The following is a 15,884-nucleotide window of genomic DNA, read 5'->3' as shown; positions in this document are numbered from 1 at the left end:
CTGCTTAACCGTTAAACACTTTATCGAGGTTAACCCCCCTATTTTGAGCTACGGTATGGGCATCGCGAAGTTCGCAAAGTGCCTGAATGGTAGCCTTCACAAGGTTGTGAGGGTTGGCCGAACCTTTTGATTTGGCCAAAACGTCCACGATACCGGCGCTTTCAAGTACAGCGCGCATAGCACCACCAGCAACCAAACCGGTACCATGTGATGCTGGACGCATATAAACCTGAGCACCACCAAACTTAGCTGCCTGTTCGTGAGGTATGGTACCTTTTAAAACGGGTACTTTAACCAAATTCTTCTTAGCAGCCTCAACGCCTTTTGCTATAGCAGTGGTAACCTCGTTAGCTTTGCCAAGACCCCAGCCTACAATACCATTTTCGTTACCAACCACAACAATAGCGGAGAAACTAAAGGTACGACCACCTTTGGTTACTTTGGTTACACGATTTATGGCTACCAGCCTGTCCTTTAATTCAAGGTCATTAGTTGTACGAACTCTTTGTGTATTTCCTGCCATAATATTTAAAATTTAAGGCCTGCCTCACGAGCAGCATCCGCTAATTGTTTAACTCTACCATGATACAGATAACCATTGCGGTCAAATACAACACTTGTAATACCGGCACTGGTAGCCTTATCAGCTATCATTTTACCGACAGCAATAGCCTTGTCTGTTTTGGTTCCTTGTTGTGAAGCAATATCTTTTACCAATGACGATGCAGAAACCAATGTAGTTCCTTTGGTATCATCAATGAGTTGAACACTGATTTGTTTATTGCTTCTGAAGACAGTCATCCGCGGGCGTTCAGTCGTTCCTGTTACCTTACTGCGAATACTTCTTTTTATTTTAAATCGCCTATCTAGTTTTGAAAAAGCCATAACACGATGAAATTAATCAAATTAAACTTTTGCACTCTTACCAGCTTTACGTCTGATAGCCTCACCAACAAAACGAACTCCTTTACCTTTATAAGGCTCTGGTTTACGTAATGAACGGATTTTTGCACAGACCTGACCCAGCAGTTGCTTATCAACGGACTCGAGTGTTATGATCGGATTGCTTTTCCGATCGGTCACAGCTTCTACCTTTATTTCTTTAGGCAATTCTATATGAATTGGGTGTGAATAACCTAACGAAAGTTCAAGAATCTGACCTGTGGCATTAGCACGATAACCAACTCCAACCAGTTCCATTTTCTTAACAAAACCTTCAGAAACGCCTACCACCATATTGTGGATTAATGAACGATACAATCCATGCATAGCACGATATTGTTTCTCTTCACTTAAACGTTTAAGGGTTACCACACCTTCATTAATTTCTACCTCTATGTCGGGATTAATATTCTGTACCAGTTCACCTTTGGGACCTTTTACTGTCACCACGTGATCCTTAACTGTTACGTTTACCCCGGCAGGCACATTGATGGGTGATCTTCCTATCCTACTCATGACTTACCTCCTTTTTTTAATAAACGTAACACAATACTTCACCACCTACTTTTTGAATACGTGCTTCTTTATCAGAAATAACACCTCTCGAAGTAGACAAAATAGCAATTCCCAAACCATTTAAAATTCTGGGGACTTCACGATAGCCGGTATACTTACGCAACCCTGGGGTAGATATACGGCCTAGTTTTTTGATGGCTGGAACTTTAGATACAGGATCGTATTTAAGTGCGATCTTGATGATTCCTTGTTTACCATCGTCGATGAATTTATAATTCAGGACATAACCTTTTTCAAAAAGAATTTTGGTCATTTCCTTTTTAAGGTTGGAAGCCGGAACTTCAACAACCTTATGCCGCGCCATTATGGCATTCCTGATTCGTGTCAGGAAATCCGCAATTGGATCTGTCATTTTACATTAGATTAAATTGATCCCGACAAGTCGGGACAATATTTAACACTTACCAGCTGATATCATTACCAACTGGCTTTTTTAACTCCTGGTATTAAACCTGCAGCAGCCATTTCACGAAAGGTGATACGACTGATACCGAACTGACGCATATAACCCTTAGGCCGACCGGTCAGTTTGCAACGATTGTGCATACGAACAGGAGAGGCGTTTTTTGGCAGCTTTTGCAAACCTTCATAATCGCCTTCGGCCTTGAGTTGAGCGCGTTTCTCGGCATATTTGGCCACAAGTTTTGCCCGTTTTACTTCACGGGCCTTCATTGATTCCTTAGCCATATAACTAGTTCTTTTTTAATTTTTTAAACGGTAAACCGAATTCACGAAGCAAGGCATAAGCTTCCTCGTCGGTACTTCCGGTGGTCACAAAGGTAATATTCATACCCATAATCTTTGTAACACTGTCAATATTTATTTCAGGAAAAATAATTTGCTCGGTAATTCCCAGCGTATAATTTCCCCGACCGTCCAACTTGCTTTCGATTCCTTTGAAGTCACGAATACGTGGCAAAGCCACTCGTACCAACCTCTCAAGGAATTCGAACATCTTATCTTTCCGCAAGGTAACTTTCGCTCCAATAGGCATTTTCTTTCTCAACTTGAAGTTTGAGATATCCTTCTTGGAAAAACAGGCCACAGCTTGTTGTCCGGAAATTGCAGTTAACTCTTTAATTGACATTTCAATCAATTTCTTATCTGCAACGGCAGCACCAACCCCCTGATTGATAACAATCTTTTCAAGGGTGGGAACCTGCATAACGCTTTTGTATCCGAACTCTTTCATCAGAGCAGGGGCTACTTCGTCTTTATACTTTGTTTTTAAACTAGGTGTATAGCTCATTACTTAATCTCCTCTCCTGATTTTTTTGAATAACGAACCAATTTTCCATTTTCTCCAAGTTTGCGACCAATACGGGTAGCCTTTCCAGTTGAAGGATCCTTAAGGTTCAGGTTGGAGATATGTATTGGGGCTTCTTTTTTGATAATACCACCCTGTGGATTTTCGGCGTTGGGCTTGGTATGTTTACTCACCATGTTAACGCCTTCCACGATAGCACGTTGTTTAGCCGGGAACACTTCCAGGACTTTACCCTCCTGGCCTTTGTTTGTTCCGGCGTTAACAATCACGATATCGCCTTTTTTAATATGTAATTTTCCCATTGCTTTTTGAATCTTAAAGATTATAGCACTTCAGGCGCTAATGATACAATTTTCATATATCCATCACGCAGTTCTCTGGGCACGGGTCCAAAAATACGGGTTCCGCGCATTTCGCCGAGGTTATTGATTAGTACACAAGCGTTATCGTCGAAACGGATATATGACCCGTCGGCTCTTCTAACTTCTTTTTTGGTACGTACAACCACTGCTTTACTGACTGTTCCTTTTTTCATTTCAGATGAAGGAACAGCACTTTTCACTGATACCACAATACGATCACCAATAGAGGCGTATCTACGTCCGGTACCGCCTAAAACACGGATGCAAAGAACTTCTTTTGCTCCACTGTTATCGGCCACATTAAGTCTTGATTCTTGCTGTATCATGATTACTTAGCTCTTTCAAGGATTTCAACTAATCTCCAACGTTTAGTTTTACTCAGGGGACGGGTTTCCATTATTCGAACGGTATCCCCGGCATGGCAATTATTTTCCTCATCGTGAGCATAAAACTTTTTCGTTTTCTTCATGAATTTACCATACATAGGGTGTTTTTCACGAATGACAACGCTAACTACGATAGATTTATCCATCTTTTCGCTCACCACAACGCCAATCCGTTCTTTTCTCAAGTTTCTTGTTTCCATCTGCAAAATTATTTTTCTGTTAATTGTTTCTGACGCAGAATGGTCAGCATACGAGCAATGTTCCTACGGGATTTTCTTATCTTCATAGGATTATCCAGTGGAGAAATGTGGTGGCTGAGGGTCATCCGTGTCAGCTCTTGCTTTTCGGCATCCAAGCGCTCCTCAATCTCGCTGATGGTCATTTCCTTAATTTCTGAAGTTTTCATCGCTTAGGCATTTGTAGATTCAACAAAATCCCTTCTTACTACAAACTTTGTAGTAATGGGCAACTTTTGAGCAGCCAAACGCAAAGCTTCCTTGGCTACAGCGAAGGGAACACCGTCGCATTCAATAATCATGCGTCCCGGAGTAACGGGCGCCACAAAACCTTCCGGACTACCTTTACCTTTACCCATACGAACTTCGGCAGGTTTTTTAGTAATAGGTTTGTCAGGAAAAATACGGATCCAAATTTGACCCTGACGTTGCATATAACGTGTCACGGCAACCCTTGCCGCTTCAATTTGACGACCGGTAATCCATTTGCTTTCAAGCGACTTGATGCCAAAAGAACCAAAGGCCAATTCATGACCTCGTTGAGCGATTCCTTTCATCCGTCCTTTTTGCTGCCGTCTAAATTTTACTTTTTTTGGTTGTAACATCTTTCCAGATTCAATTAAAGGTTAACAGATGATTACTTTCTTCTCTTTTTGAAACCGCCACCTTGATTTTGGCCCCTTCTATTTCCACCAGAATGAGAAGCATCTTTAGCTCCAAAATTGGGTGATAAATCAGGTTTGCCATAAATTTCACCTTTACAAATCCAAACTTTAATACCTAAAAGTCCGGTTTTAGTGAGGGCTTCAACTTGAGCGTAATCAATATCAGCACGGAAGGTATGGAGAGGCGTTCTGCCCTCTTTATACATTTCAGAACGGGCCATTTCGGCACCATTTAAACGACCTGAAATCTGTATTTTAATACCTTCTGCACCCATACGCATGGTTGATGCGATAGCCATTTTAACGGCACGACGATAAGCCACACGACCTTCGAGCTGACGGGCAATATTATTGCCAACGATCATAGCGTCCAATTCAGGACGTTTAACTTCGAAGATGTTGATTTGCACTTCCTTGTCAGTAATCTTCTTAAGCTCTTCCTTCAGCTTATCAACCTCTTGACCACCTTTTCCGATAATGATACCGGGACGAGCAGTATAAACTGTTATGGTAATTAACTTAAGTGTACGTTCAATAACAATGCGTGAAATACTGGCTTTGGCCAGACGCGCATTTAAATATTTGCGGATTTTAGAATCTTCCAGCAATTTGTCACCGTAATTCTTTCCGCCAAACCAGTTAGAGTCCCATCCACGGATGATTCCCAACCTGTTGCTTATTGGATTAACTTTTTGTCCCATCTGGATTTAATTAATTTTCCTGGTTTACGTTTGATACTTTGCTATCCACGAGAATAGTCACGTGATTGGATCTTTTACGAATTCGATGCGCGCGACCTTGCGGAGCAGGTCTTAAACGCTTAAGAATGCGTCCTGAATCCACGTAAGCCTCTTTCACATAAAGATTAGCATCTTCGATTCTAATCCCTTCATTTTTATCTTTCCAGTTGGCAACTGCGGACAATAAGAGTTTTTCTACACGGCTTGAGGCCTCTTTAGTAGAAAATTTAAGTATATCCAAGGCCAGATTCACTTCTTTACCACGAATCATATCCACCACCAAACGCATTTTGCGAGGTGAGGTAGGTACATTTCGCAGCTTGGCATAAGCCTGAGTTTTCCTGGCTTCTTTAATTTGTTCTGCTTTTATTCTTTTTCTTGCACCCATTTCTTTTACATTAAGGTATTAACACTACCAGGCATTAACGCTTTCTACTGCCTGAATGGCCACGGAAGGTCCGTGTAGGGGCAAATTCACCCAATTTATGTCCTACCATATTTTCGGTGATATAAACTGGAATAAATTTATTCCCGTTATGTACAGCAATGGTATGTCCTACGAAATCGGGGGAAATCATAGATGCCCTGGCCCATGTTTTAACTACATTTTTTTTACCGGATTCGTTCATGGCAAGCACTTTACGTTCCAGCTTGTAATTAATATAAGGTCCTTTTTTCAATGATCTGCTCATAGTCTCAATAAATTAACCGGTTACTTTTTTCGTCTTTCAAGAATGTACTTACTACTGGTTTTCTTAGGCGCACGTGTTTTGTAGCCTTTTGCAAGTAAACCTTTTCTTGATCGGGGATGACCGCCGGATGCACGTCCTTCACCACCACCCATTGGGTGATCGACCGGGTTCATAACAACCCCTCTAACGCGAGGACGACGACCAAGCCATCTGCTACGACCAGCTTTCCCTGATTTTTCGAGAGCATGGTCAGAATTACCAACAGCTCCTATCGTAGCACGACAAGTTGTAAGCACCAATCTGGTTTCACCGGATGGTAAGCGTAATACCACGTATTTACCTTCACGAGCAGCCAATTGTGCAAATGTACCGGCACTACGTGCCATGGCTCCACCTTTACCAGGATACAATTCGATATTATGTACGATCGTACCGAGAGGAATTTCTCCCAGAGGAAGGGCGTTGCCAATTTCAGGGGCAACACCACTGCCTGATAACAAATCGTGACCTACTTGTAATCCGTTAGGTGCAAGAATGTAGCGTTTTTCTCCATCTGAGTAAACCAACAAAGCAATCCGGGCACTACGATTTGGATCGTACTGAATGGATTCAACCTTTGCGGCAACACCGTCTTTATCACGCTTAAAATCGATTACACGATACTTCCTTTTATGTCCGCCACCAATGTAGCGCATGGTCATTTTACCAGTGTTGTTACGACCACCGCTCTTTTTCAACGGCTCAAGCAAGGATTTTTCTGGTACACCTGAGGTAATCGTATCAAATGCACCAATAATTTTGTGTCTCTGCCCCGGTGTTGTGGGCTTTAGCTTTCTTACTGCCATTTCACTTAGATATTGCTATAAAAATCAATTTTATCTCCATCAGCCAATGTTACGATCGCCTTCTTAAATGAATTTTTACGTCCACTTATAACGCCGGCTTTTGTGTAACGACTGGTAGTTTTACCTGCATAACGCATGGTATTTACCGATACAACGGTTACATTGTACATCTCTTCTACAGCTTTTTTAATTTCGAGCTTGTTCACCTCGTTATTAACAACAAAGCCATACTTATTCAGAGAGTCACCATAACGAGTCATTTTCTCGGTAACTAAAGGTTTAATAATAACGCTCATTTCTGACCTCCTTAAGCTTTAAATAGATTACCAATTTCCTGAATTGCACTTTCGGTAAAAATCACAGATTGTGCTTTCATAATACCATAAGTATTAATATCAGAAACAACAGATACTTCAGAGCGTTGAATATTACGATTCGCAAGAACCACGTTACGCTCAACGTCTTTAGTAACTAACAACGTCCGGCTGCCATCAAGCTTCAGATTTTTGCGTAAAGTCACAAACTCTTTAGTCTTTGGTGCTTCAAACGAAAAGTCTTCAACAATCAGAATAGCCTCACTCTTAGCCTTATAAGAAAGAGCTGACAGGCGAGCCAATTGTTTCAACTTTTTATTCAATTTAAAATTGTAGTTACGAGGTTTGGGACCAAATACACGGCCACCTCCTCTGAAGACAGGGCTCTTAATGCTACCTGCACGTGCGGTACCAGTTCCCTTCTGTTTCTTAATTTTACGTGTACTACCAGCTACTTCACCACGTTCTTTCGATTGGTGAGTTCCTTGACGATTGTTAGCCAAATATTGCTTCACATCCAAATAAATGGCATGATCGTTGGGTTCAATAGCAAAAACTGAATCTGACAACTCAATTTTTCTGCCGGTATCTTCTCCTTTAATGTTTAGTACGTTCAGTTCCATTACTTCTCAATAATTAGATATGAACCTTTTGCGCCCGGAACAGATCCTTTAATCAGTATCAGGTTGCTTTCGGGAATCACTTTAATAACTCTCAGGTTTTCAACTTTAACTTGGTCGCCACCCGTACGGCCGGCCATTCGCATACCTTTAAATACCCTGGAAGGGAATGAAGAGGCACCCAGTGAACCCGGGGCACGTAAACGGTTGTGCTGACCATGGGTTTGCCCACCAACACCGGCAAAGCCGTGTCTTTTAACAACACCCTGAAAACCTTTACCTTTTGAGATACCGGAGATATCCACGTAAGTATTTTCTTCAATGATGTCAACGGTAACAACGTCACCCAATTTGAACTCTTGTTCAAATTCTTTGAATTCAACCAGCTTGGCCTTTGGAGTGGTACCTGCTTTTTCAAAATGCCCTTTTTCGGGCTTGGTGGTACTCTTCTCACGTTTTTCGTCGAAAGCTAACTGAACGGCTACATAGCCATCAGCTTCCAGATTTTTAACCTGGGTTACGACGCAAGGACCAGCTTCGATAACAGTGCATGGTACATTTTTACCCTCGGCACTGAAAACGGAAGTCATTCCGATTTTCTTTCCAATTAATCCTGGCATTGCTTAGTGATTTACAATTAATATCAAACTTTAATTTCGACTTCCACACCACTGGGAAGTTCAAGTTTCATGAGAGCGTCAATAGTTTTTGCAGTTGAGCTGTAAATATCAATCAATCGTTTATAGGACGACAATTGAAATTGCTCACGCGATTTCTTATTAACGAAGGTTGAGCGCAAAACAGTAAATATTCTCTTATGAGTTGGAAGAGCGATGGGGCCGCTCACGACAGCCCCGGTGCTCTTTACTGTTTTAACGATCTTTTCGGCAGATTTGTCTACCAAATTGTGATCGTATGATTTCAGTTTAATTCTTATTTTTTGATTCATAGCTGTTTATGCGAACGAGTTCTTACAATAATTCAACTTTACCTTTTGCTTCTTTTACGACCTCTGTAGCAATTGCTTTGGAGACTTCCTCGTAATGAGAAAATTCCATAGAAGAAGTAGCACGACCAGAAGATATGGTACGCAGAGCAGTAACATAACCAAACATCTCAGCCAAAGGTACCTTAGCCTTAACAACACGTGCACCGGCTTTTGACTCCATACCTTCTATCTGACCACGACGTTTGTTAAAGTCGCCGATAATATCACCCATATATTCTTCAGGGGTAACCACTTCAACGCGCATGATAGGTTCGAGCAACTTAGGACCCGCTTTAGCACAAGCAGCCTTGAATGCCTGACGTGCAGCAATCTCAAAAGACAACTGATCAGAGTCAACCGGGTGGAATGAACCATCAAGCAACTGCACCTTCAAATTCTCCACTGTAAATCCAGCCAACACACCATTTTGCATAGCGTTTTTAAAGCCTTTTTCAACCGATGGAATAAATTCTTTAGGCACATTACCACCTTTTACCAGGTCAACAAACTGTAAACCAGTTTTTTCTTCATCAATAGGGCCAACTTTAACAACAATATCAGCAAACTTACCACGACCACCAGTCTGTTTTTTAAAGACTTCACGGTGATCAACTGTCTTACTGATGGTTTCTTTATAAGCTACCTGAGGACGACCTTGATTACATTCCACTTTAAACTCACGTTTTAAACGGTCAATGATAATCTCAAGGTGCAACTCGCCCATACCGCTGATAACCGTCTGTCCACTTTCTTCATCAGTTTGGACGCGGAAAGTAGGATCTTCTTCAGCCAGCTTGGCCAAGCCATTTGAAAGCTTATCCATATCTTTTTGGCTCTTAGGTTCCACCGAAATCCCAATTACAGGATCAGGGAATTCCATTGATTCCAAAACGATTGGTTTTTTCTCCTCGCATAAAGTATCACCTGTACGAATATCTTTGAAACCTACACCAGCACAAATATCTCCTGCACTAATGCTATCAATAGGCATCTGCTTATTCGATTTCATCTGATACAAACGTGAAATACGCTCTTTTTTACCACTACGAGGATTAAATACATAAGAACCGGCTTCAAGCGTACCTGAATAAACACGCATAAAAGCCAATCGACCTACAAATGGGTCAGTCGCAATTTTAAATGCCAGTGCGGTAAAAGGCGCATCAGCAGTTTGCTTACGGCTTTCGGTTTCGCCGGTATCAGGATTTGTTCCTTCAACATCAGCAATATCGGTTGGAGCAGGTAAGAAACGAATAATACCATCCAACAACCGCTGAATTCCTTTATTTTTAAAGGCAGAACCACACATCATCGGTACAATACTCATATCGATAGTAGCACGACGAATGACATCAATTAGTTGGTCACCGGTTATAGAATCCGGATCATCAAAAAATTTCTCCATCAACTCATCATCATACTCAGCAACTGCTTCGACCATTTTAGCACGCCATTCAGCAGCTTCCTCAACCATGTCGGCTGGGATATCTGTGAGTTCGTAACGTTGACCGAGAACATCGTCATCAAACCAAACAACGGCTTTGTTCTCAATCAGATCAATTACACCTTTAAAGGTTTCTTCAGCGCCAATTGGAATTGTAATAGGCACCGGATTGGCGCCTAATATTTCACGAACCTGACGCACCACTTCAAAGAAATTAGCGCCAGAACGGTCCATTTTGTTTACAAAGCCAATACGGGGTACCCCATATTTATTAGCCTGACGCCATACAGTCTCAGACTGAGGCTCCACACCACCTACAGCACAAAACAAAGCAACAGCACCATCCAGTATACGTAAAGAACGCTCAACTTCAACAGTAAAGTCAACGTGCCCTGGGGTGTCAATAATATTAATTTTATACTCTTCTCCTCGGTAAATCCATTGGGTAGAAACGGCAGCAGAGGTAATAGTAATACCTCTCTCCTGCTCTTGCTCCATCCAGTCCATAGTTGCAGCACCATCATGCACCTCACCTAATTTGTGAGTAATACCGGTGTAAAACAGAACACGTTCAGTAGTGGTTGTTTTACCGGCATCGATGTGAGCCATAATCCCAATGTTCCTTGTATAATTTAAATCTTTTGCCATTAGTTAAATAATCAACGATGATTAAAATCTGAAGTGTGCAAATGCACGGTTGGCTTCAGCCATCTTATGCATATCTTCTTTCTTCTTATAAGCGCCGCCCTCCTGATTATATGCAGCAACAATTTCAGCAGCCAATTTTTCGGCCATAGATTTTCCACTTCTTTTACGGGAAAAAAGAATCAGGTTTTTCATACTATAAGAGACCTTACGGTCGGCGCGAATTTCGGTAGGAACCTGGAAAGTAGCACCACCTACACGGCGGCTTTTAACTTCTACGGAAGGGGTTATATTCTCCAAAGCCTTCTTCCACATCTCCAAGACTGATTTGCCTTCTTTTTCGGCTTTGTCTTTAATTTGATCCATGGCAGAATAAAAAATACCGTAAGCAACAGATTTTTTACCATCTACCATCAAATTGTTCACAAACTGTGTTACCAAAGTATCTCCAAACTTTGGATCGGGTAATAATACCCTCTTTTTTGGTTTACTCTTTCTCATTTCTTTTTGTTTATTAGTTTTGAAAACTTACTGGCTGTATTTGCTCTTCAATGGCTCATAGCTCATTTACTCAACCGAAACACTAACCAATAAACAAAACTACCTGATTAGGAACTACTTTTTCTTAGGGCGTTTTGTTCCATACTTGGAACGACGTTGCGTACGACCATCTACCCCTGAAGCATCCAATGCACCACGAACAAGGTGATAACGAACACCAGGAAGATCTTTAACACGACCTCCGCGTACAAGCACAATTGAGTGCTCCTGCAGGTTATGTCCTTCTCCCGGAATGTAAGCATTAACTTCTTTTCCGTTGGTTAAACGAACACGGGCTACTTTACGCATAGCTGAGTTCGGTTTCTTTGGTGTGGTAGTATATACCCTCACACAAACGCCCCTCCTCTGCGGACAAGAATCCAGTGCCGGAGATTTACTCTTATCTACCAGGCTGGTTCTCCCTTTTCTTACTAATTGCTGAATTGTTGGCATATAAACTTTTATTTAACTATAAATTACTATCAACAAATGGGTTGCAAAGGTATTCTTTTTGGCTGAAAAATCCCACTGATTTTCAAACATTTTCATCCCTCTGCACAAAAAAGCGGTGCAAAAGTACAAATTTAGAATGGAAATAAAAACAGGTGTAAGTCTTTTTAATACACTTTTATATCAATTATTTGCATCCGTAAATTCGCGAAAACAGAAAATCGCTGATTAAAAAAAATAGGCTATAATAATACTTGACCAATAAAGGCCCATTTCTACGTTATGCCTATAATTAAAATAGGTGATTTACCATAGTAGAATCGCATTTTAGACCTTTACAAGCGTTGAATTTGAACATTTCTTATCAAGCACTTGAGTTTTCTTGCTGATACTATATATCTTTGGCCGGGAAAAAAATATTTTTTTCTTGGATTTGACATCAAAACTAAACATTGTTTAATATGAAAGTTTATGTATTTCCGGGTCAGGGCGCCCAATTTACAGGAATGGGAAAAGATTTATATGAAAAATCACCCATGGCCAAAGAATTATTTGAAAAAGCCAACAGCATTCTGGGATTCCAGATTACTGACCTGATGTTTGAAGGTACAGAAGAAGATTTACGGCAAACAAAAGTAACCCAACCGGCAATTTTTTTACACTCGGTATTATTAGCTAAAACCATGGGAGAAAACTTCCAGCCCGAAATGGTTGCCGGGCATTCATTGGGTGAATTCAGCGCATTGGTAGCTGCCGGAGCGCTTTCATTTGAAGACGGTCTAAAACTCGTTTCGCAACGTGCCAAAGCCATGCAAAAAGCCTGTGAAATAAAACCCTCAACCATGGCAGCCATTGTGGGACTCAACGATGATATTGTTGAAGAGGTCTGCAAAAAGATTACTGAAGTGGTGGTTCCTGCTAACTATAATTGCCCGGGCCAATTGGTTATTTCCGGATCCATTGAAGGAATTGATCAGGCTTGCAAACTACTCACTGAAAAAGGTGCCAAACGGGCTTTAAAACTATCAGTAGGCGGCGCTTTTCATTCACCGTTGATGGAACCAGCCAGGGCCGAACTGGCTAAAGCTATTGAAGAAACTCATATTGTTGAACCAATTTGTCCGGTTTACCAAAATGTAAGTGCAAATCCGGTTACGAATCCCGCCGAAATTAAAGAAAACCTGATAGCTCAACTTACAGCGCCGGTTAAATGGACACAAACCATTCAAAATATGTTGAACAACGGTGCAACTTCATTTACCGAAGTTGGCCCGGGAAAAGTATTACAAGGGCTTATCAAGAAAATTAATCGTCAGGCAGAAGCCATCAGCATCAGCACTTTTCAAGAATAAAGATCGTTATTGACAAACAGAGGACCTCCCTTAAAAGAGAGGTCCTCTGTTTATTTTAAAAAACATCCTAAAGTTTAATTCAATCCATATTTCAAACACTTCGTTTATGGACAGACTCTAGATAAGGAAATGAAACAAATCAGGCGATTCATTCACATGGGTATAGTTAATCTTATTCAATTTCATACGTTCCATTAAAGCCAAATAATCCTGTTTTGATTTAGTTTCAATACCAATCAAAGCGGGCCCATTTTCACGACTATTTTTACGGGTGTACTCAAAATGTGTTATATCGTCTCCGGGGCCTAACACATCGTTAAGAAAATCGCGCAAAGCGCCAGCCCGTTGAGGAAAACGAATGATAAAATAGTGTTTCAGGCCTTCATACAATAATGATCGTTCCTTAATTTCTTCCGTCCGGGTGATGTCATTATTACCACCACTAATAACGCAAACAACATTCTTTCCCTTTATCTTTTCCGCATAGAAATCAAGTGCGGAAATACTTAAAGCACCAGCTGGTTCCACAACAATTGCCGACTCATTATAGAGTTGAAGGATGGTTGTACAAACCTTTCCTTCCGGTATCAAAATCATGTCATCAATGACATCTCTGGCAATATCAAAATTAAGCTTTCCTATGGTTGCAACTGCCGCACCATCGACAAACTTCTCAAACTTATCTAAAGTAATACGTTCACCTTTTTCCAAAGACAACTTCATAGAAGGAGCTCCTTCGGGTTCCACTCCAATAATCTTTGTAGAAGGACTAACTGTTTTCATATACGAACCCAGTCCGGAAATAAAACCACCACCACCTACAGGCACAAATATCATATCCAGAGGGACGCTTAACTGTTCCATAATCTCAATTCCAACCGTACCCTGCCCTGCCATAACCATTTCATCATCGAATGGATGTATAAACACCGACTGAGCCTTCTCACAGTCCGCTATGGCAGCATGATAAGCATCATCATAGGTATCGCCTATTAAAACAATCTCAACATGATCTTTACCAAACATGCCCACCTGCTTAATCTTTTGTTTGGGAGTAGTTGAAGGCATAAAAATACGCCCCTGAATATTCAAATGATTACATGCATAAGCTACGCCCTGAGCATGATTGCCTGCACTGGCACAGACAACTCCTCTGGCACGTTCTTCACTGGTAAGACTCGATATTTTATTATAGGCTCCTCTTATTTTGTAAGACCTAACGACTTGCAAATCCTCTCTTTTCAGAAATACATTAGCATTATACCGTTCCGACAAAACCGGATCTTTAATCAATGGAGTTTTTTCAACCACCGACTTTATTCGATAGTGCGCCAGCTGAATGTCTTTTATTGCTATCATTTGAAAATATTTTACGCAAAGATATAAAAATGATCTCAACGCCTTTCATCATCATGAACTTGTATTATCAGTAAAGATATAGTGTCCGAATTCGTACGATCGATGTTCATCCTTGATACATTTCTAAAATTAAAGAGACAGCCAACCACGATAAAAATCACTACAGCACAAGCAATTACAAGTTATGGCACACCTATTGATTGTCTTATACCAAACACTTAAAAACGCACTATCATGAAAAATTTAAAATTCGCAACCCTGCTTTTTGCATTCGCAACCGTACTAACCCTAACAAGTGCCACAACACCCGAAAACATACAATCATTAAAAGGCACATCTCAAACTCTGCTTGGTAATTATACCATTACGGAACTGGCACCGGAGACAATAAAAAATGAAGAGCTCCGAAAATTCGAATTAAGCTATGAAAATGGCAAAGCCCCGGTCATTATCTATTTGCGCCAAAAATCAAAATGCAAAGAGTATATTGTACGAGGACATGCCATGGAAGTGCAATACACCTGCAAAAAATCTGGTTTTGGCGCCCAAACTCTAGCCGGTAAATTTGCGGCCTATCCATACGATACCAATGCACAGTTTATTTCAGAAGAAGCTTTATCACGCCAATCAAAAATTACCACATCTGAAATTCCAGTTGAAAAAGCATTGGGATTAATCGCCTGTTATTATCCCGGCCTATTAAAAAACATACAAACTCTATATCAAAACTAAAATCAAATTAGAGTCTGTCTGTAAAGTTGGATTACTTCAAAATAGTTTGTTCGCCTAACTTTATGTTCAGGTACAAATTAAAAATCATTTAAAGTCCCGGGATTATTTTATCCCGGGACTTTTTTACTTACAGATGTGCCGACATCCATTCAAGTAACTAAGTACTCATTTTCCATTCAATCTTACCATAGCTTAATCTAAGCAATCCTATCCTTTACAACAAATACCAACGGTTAACTTCCTTCAAAAATCACGGTTGTCCTTAATAGAAATTTCTAAATGATTCAGGAATATACAATGACAAACCACACTTCACTCACCATAAATATTTTAAGATTTAATGCTTTTATGACAATAAGAAGATCCCTTGAAACTTATAACAGAACCATTACAAACCTCCTCTATAGAAGAAGTCTGGACACTGGAGCGGAGTCATTCAAAGCTAAAATAAAAGATTTCAGAAGACCATTCAGAGGTGTAGCTACAGTTAAATTCTCCCTTTACAAATTATGTAAAATTTATGTCCAGACCCAGATTTTGGTTGTGACCTGTGATGATCCTCGGTATAAAAATTATTCACCCCCCGCTATAGTAAAACGCAAAAAAAGCCGACTCATAACTGAATCGGCTTCTTTTTTTAAGAAAGGCAGCCACCTACTCTCCCACTGTTACGCAGTACCATCGGCGCTATAGGGCTTAACTTCTCTGTTCGGAATGGGAAGAGGTGGA

At 40.7% G+C, this 15,884-nt stretch carries 25 protein-coding genes and 1 rRNA gene; 2 read left to right on the top strand and 24 right to left on the bottom strand.

The genetic code is table 11. The annotated features are described in order from the left end of the window. Positions 1–4 precede the first annotated feature (4 nt). The 22 genes from rpsE to rpsL all read right to left on the bottom strand — a co-directional run bounded on the left by rpsE (position 5) and on the right by rpsL (position 11,715). Positions 5–523: a 30S ribosomal protein S5 gene (gene rpsE, locus ACT3CD_RS15090; protein ID WP_444646488.1), complete on the bottom strand. Its 519-nt coding sequence runs from the start codon at positions 521–523 to the stop codon at positions 5–7. Between the two features lie 5 nt (positions 524–528). Next, on the bottom strand, positions 529–885 hold the full coding sequence (gene rplR / locus ACT3CD_RS15085; RefSeq protein ID WP_444646487.1) for a 50S ribosomal protein L18: 357 nt from the start codon (positions 883–885) through the stop codon (positions 529–531). Positions 886–906: 21 nt separating this feature from the next. Continuing rightward, complete coding sequence (gene rplF / locus ACT3CD_RS15080; RefSeq protein WP_444646486.1) at positions 907–1,458, bottom strand: 50S ribosomal protein L6; 552 nt, start codon at positions 1,456–1,458, stop codon at positions 907–909. A gap of 16 nt (positions 1,459–1,474) precedes the next feature. Beyond that, positions 1,475–1,870 (bottom strand): 30S ribosomal protein S8, encoded by a 396-nt coding sequence (gene rpsH, locus ACT3CD_RS15075; protein WP_444646485.1) that lies wholly within the window; start codon positions 1,868–1,870, stop codon positions 1,475–1,477. A gap of 65 nt (positions 1,871–1,935) precedes the next feature. Then, positions 1,936–2,205, bottom strand: a complete 270-nt coding sequence (rpsN, locus tag ACT3CD_RS15070) for a 30S ribosomal protein S14 (RefSeq protein ID WP_444646484.1) — start codon at positions 2,203–2,205, stop codon at positions 1,936–1,938. Positions 2,206–2,209: 4 nt separating this feature from the next. Next, positions 2,210–2,767, bottom strand: a complete 558-nt coding sequence (gene rplE, locus ACT3CD_RS15065; RefSeq protein ID WP_444646483.1) for a 50S ribosomal protein L5 — start codon at positions 2,765–2,767, stop codon at positions 2,210–2,212. Continuing rightward, on the bottom strand, positions 2,767–3,087 hold the full coding sequence (rplX, locus tag ACT3CD_RS15060) for a 50S ribosomal protein L24 (protein ID WP_444646482.1): 321 nt from the start codon (positions 3,085–3,087) through the stop codon (positions 2,767–2,769). The genes rplE and rplX overlap by 1 nt, the downstream gene beginning before the upstream one ends. A gap of 20 nt (positions 3,088–3,107) precedes the next feature. Next, on the bottom strand, positions 3,108–3,473 hold the full coding sequence (gene rplN / locus ACT3CD_RS15055) for a 50S ribosomal protein L14 (protein ID WP_444646481.1): 366 nt from the start codon (positions 3,471–3,473) through the stop codon (positions 3,108–3,110). Between the two features lie 2 nt (positions 3,474–3,475). Next, positions 3,476–3,733, bottom strand: coding sequence for a 30S ribosomal protein S17 (rpsQ, locus tag ACT3CD_RS15050; protein WP_444646480.1), 258 nt, complete (start codon positions 3,731–3,733; stop codon positions 3,476–3,478). A gap of 8 nt (positions 3,734–3,741) precedes the next feature. After that, positions 3,742–3,939 carry a 50S ribosomal protein L29 gene (gene rpmC / locus ACT3CD_RS15045; RefSeq protein WP_444646479.1) on the bottom strand — a complete coding sequence of 66 codons (198 nt, stop codon included), beginning with the start codon at positions 3,937–3,939 and terminating at the stop codon, positions 3,742–3,744. Positions 3,940–3,942: 3 nt separating this feature from the next. Further along, positions 3,943–4,374 carry a 50S ribosomal protein L16 gene (gene rplP, locus ACT3CD_RS15040; RefSeq protein ID WP_444646478.1) on the bottom strand — a complete coding sequence of 144 codons (432 nt, stop codon included), beginning with the start codon at positions 4,372–4,374 and terminating at the stop codon, positions 3,943–3,945. Positions 4,375–4,406: 32 nt separating this feature from the next. Continuing rightward, positions 4,407–5,135 carry a 30S ribosomal protein S3 gene (gene rpsC, locus ACT3CD_RS15035; protein WP_444646477.1) on the bottom strand — a complete coding sequence of 243 codons (729 nt, stop codon included), beginning with the start codon at positions 5,133–5,135 and terminating at the stop codon, positions 4,407–4,409. A 10-nt stretch (positions 5,136–5,145) separates the two neighbouring features. After that, positions 5,146–5,562: a 50S ribosomal protein L22 gene (rplV, locus tag ACT3CD_RS15030; protein ID WP_444646476.1), complete on the bottom strand. Its 417-nt coding sequence runs from the start codon at positions 5,560–5,562 to the stop codon at positions 5,146–5,148. Positions 5,563–5,596: 34 nt separating this feature from the next. Continuing rightward, positions 5,597–5,866 (bottom strand): 30S ribosomal protein S19, encoded by a 270-nt coding sequence (gene rpsS / locus ACT3CD_RS15025; RefSeq protein WP_444646475.1) that lies wholly within the window; start codon positions 5,864–5,866, stop codon positions 5,597–5,599. A 20-nt stretch (positions 5,867–5,886) separates the two neighbouring features. Beyond that, the gene (gene rplB, locus ACT3CD_RS15020; protein WP_444646474.1) at positions 5,887–6,711 is read right to left on the bottom strand and encodes a 50S ribosomal protein L2; all 825 of its coding nucleotides are present in this window, start codon (positions 6,709–6,711) and stop codon (positions 5,887–5,889) included. A gap of 5 nt (positions 6,712–6,716) precedes the next feature. Next, positions 6,717–7,007 (bottom strand): 50S ribosomal protein L23, encoded by a 291-nt coding sequence (rplW, locus tag ACT3CD_RS15015; RefSeq protein WP_444646473.1) that lies wholly within the window; start codon positions 7,005–7,007, stop codon positions 6,717–6,719. A gap of 11 nt (positions 7,008–7,018) precedes the next feature. Then, complete coding sequence (gene rplD, locus ACT3CD_RS15010; protein WP_444646472.1) at positions 7,019–7,648, bottom strand: 50S ribosomal protein L4; 630 nt, start codon at positions 7,646–7,648, stop codon at positions 7,019–7,021. Next, positions 7,648–8,265, bottom strand: a complete 618-nt coding sequence (gene rplC / locus ACT3CD_RS15005; RefSeq protein WP_444646471.1) for a 50S ribosomal protein L3 — start codon at positions 8,263–8,265, stop codon at positions 7,648–7,650. Before rplC ends, rplD begins: the two co-directional genes overlap by 1 nt. Positions 8,266–8,288: 23 nt before the next feature. Then, positions 8,289–8,594 carry a 30S ribosomal protein S10 gene (gene rpsJ, locus ACT3CD_RS15000; RefSeq protein WP_444646470.1) on the bottom strand — a complete coding sequence of 102 codons (306 nt, stop codon included), beginning with the start codon at positions 8,592–8,594 and terminating at the stop codon, positions 8,289–8,291. A gap of 22 nt (positions 8,595–8,616) precedes the next feature. After that, entirely contained in the window at positions 8,617–10,725 is a 2,109-nt protein-coding gene (gene fusA, locus ACT3CD_RS14995) for an elongation factor G (protein ID WP_444646469.1), read from the bottom strand. 21 nt (positions 10,726–10,746) lie between these two features. Further along, positions 10,747–11,223 carry a 30S ribosomal protein S7 gene (rpsG, locus tag ACT3CD_RS14990; protein WP_444646468.1) on the bottom strand — a complete coding sequence of 159 codons (477 nt, stop codon included), beginning with the start codon at positions 11,221–11,223 and terminating at the stop codon, positions 10,747–10,749. A gap of 114 nt (positions 11,224–11,337) precedes the next feature. Next, on the bottom strand, positions 11,338–11,715 hold the full coding sequence (rpsL, locus tag ACT3CD_RS14985) for a 30S ribosomal protein S12 (RefSeq protein WP_444646467.1): 378 nt from the start codon (positions 11,713–11,715) through the stop codon (positions 11,338–11,340). 458 nt (positions 11,716–12,173) lie between these two features. Here rpsL and fabD point away from each other — a divergent pair, with 458 nt between their 5' ends. Continuing rightward, positions 12,174–13,064, top strand: coding sequence for an ACP S-malonyltransferase (gene fabD, locus ACT3CD_RS14980; protein WP_444646466.1), 891 nt, complete (start codon positions 12,174–12,176; stop codon positions 13,062–13,064). Positions 13,065–13,181: 117 nt separating this feature from the next. Here fabD and ilvA read toward each other — a convergent pair whose 3' ends face one another. Beyond that, positions 13,182–14,423 carry a threonine ammonia-lyase gene (gene ilvA / locus ACT3CD_RS14975; protein WP_444646465.1) on the bottom strand — a complete coding sequence of 414 codons (1,242 nt, stop codon included), beginning with the start codon at positions 14,421–14,423 and terminating at the stop codon, positions 13,182–13,184. Between the two features lie 234 nt (positions 14,424–14,657). On the opposite strand from ilvA, the gene ACT3CD_RS14970 reads away from it, so the two are divergent. Continuing rightward, the gene (locus ACT3CD_RS14970; protein ID WP_444646464.1) at positions 14,658–15,155 is read left to right on the top strand and encodes a hypothetical protein; all 498 of its coding nucleotides are present in this window, start codon (positions 14,658–14,660) and stop codon (positions 15,153–15,155) included. 641 nt (positions 15,156–15,796) lie between these two features. On the opposite strand, the gene rrf is transcribed toward ACT3CD_RS14970, so the two are convergent. Then, positions 15,797–15,884, bottom strand: a 5S ribosomal RNA gene (rrf, locus tag ACT3CD_RS14965); the annotation flags it as partial.

The organism is Geofilum sp. OHC36d9 (genome assembly GCF_052400685.1).
Taxonomy (GTDB): Bacteria; Bacteroidota; Bacteroidia; order Bacteroidales; family Marinilabiliaceae; genus CAZHHH01.
Note: the sequence above shows the minus strand (reverse complement) of the source record. Positions and strands in the feature narration are given on the sequence as shown.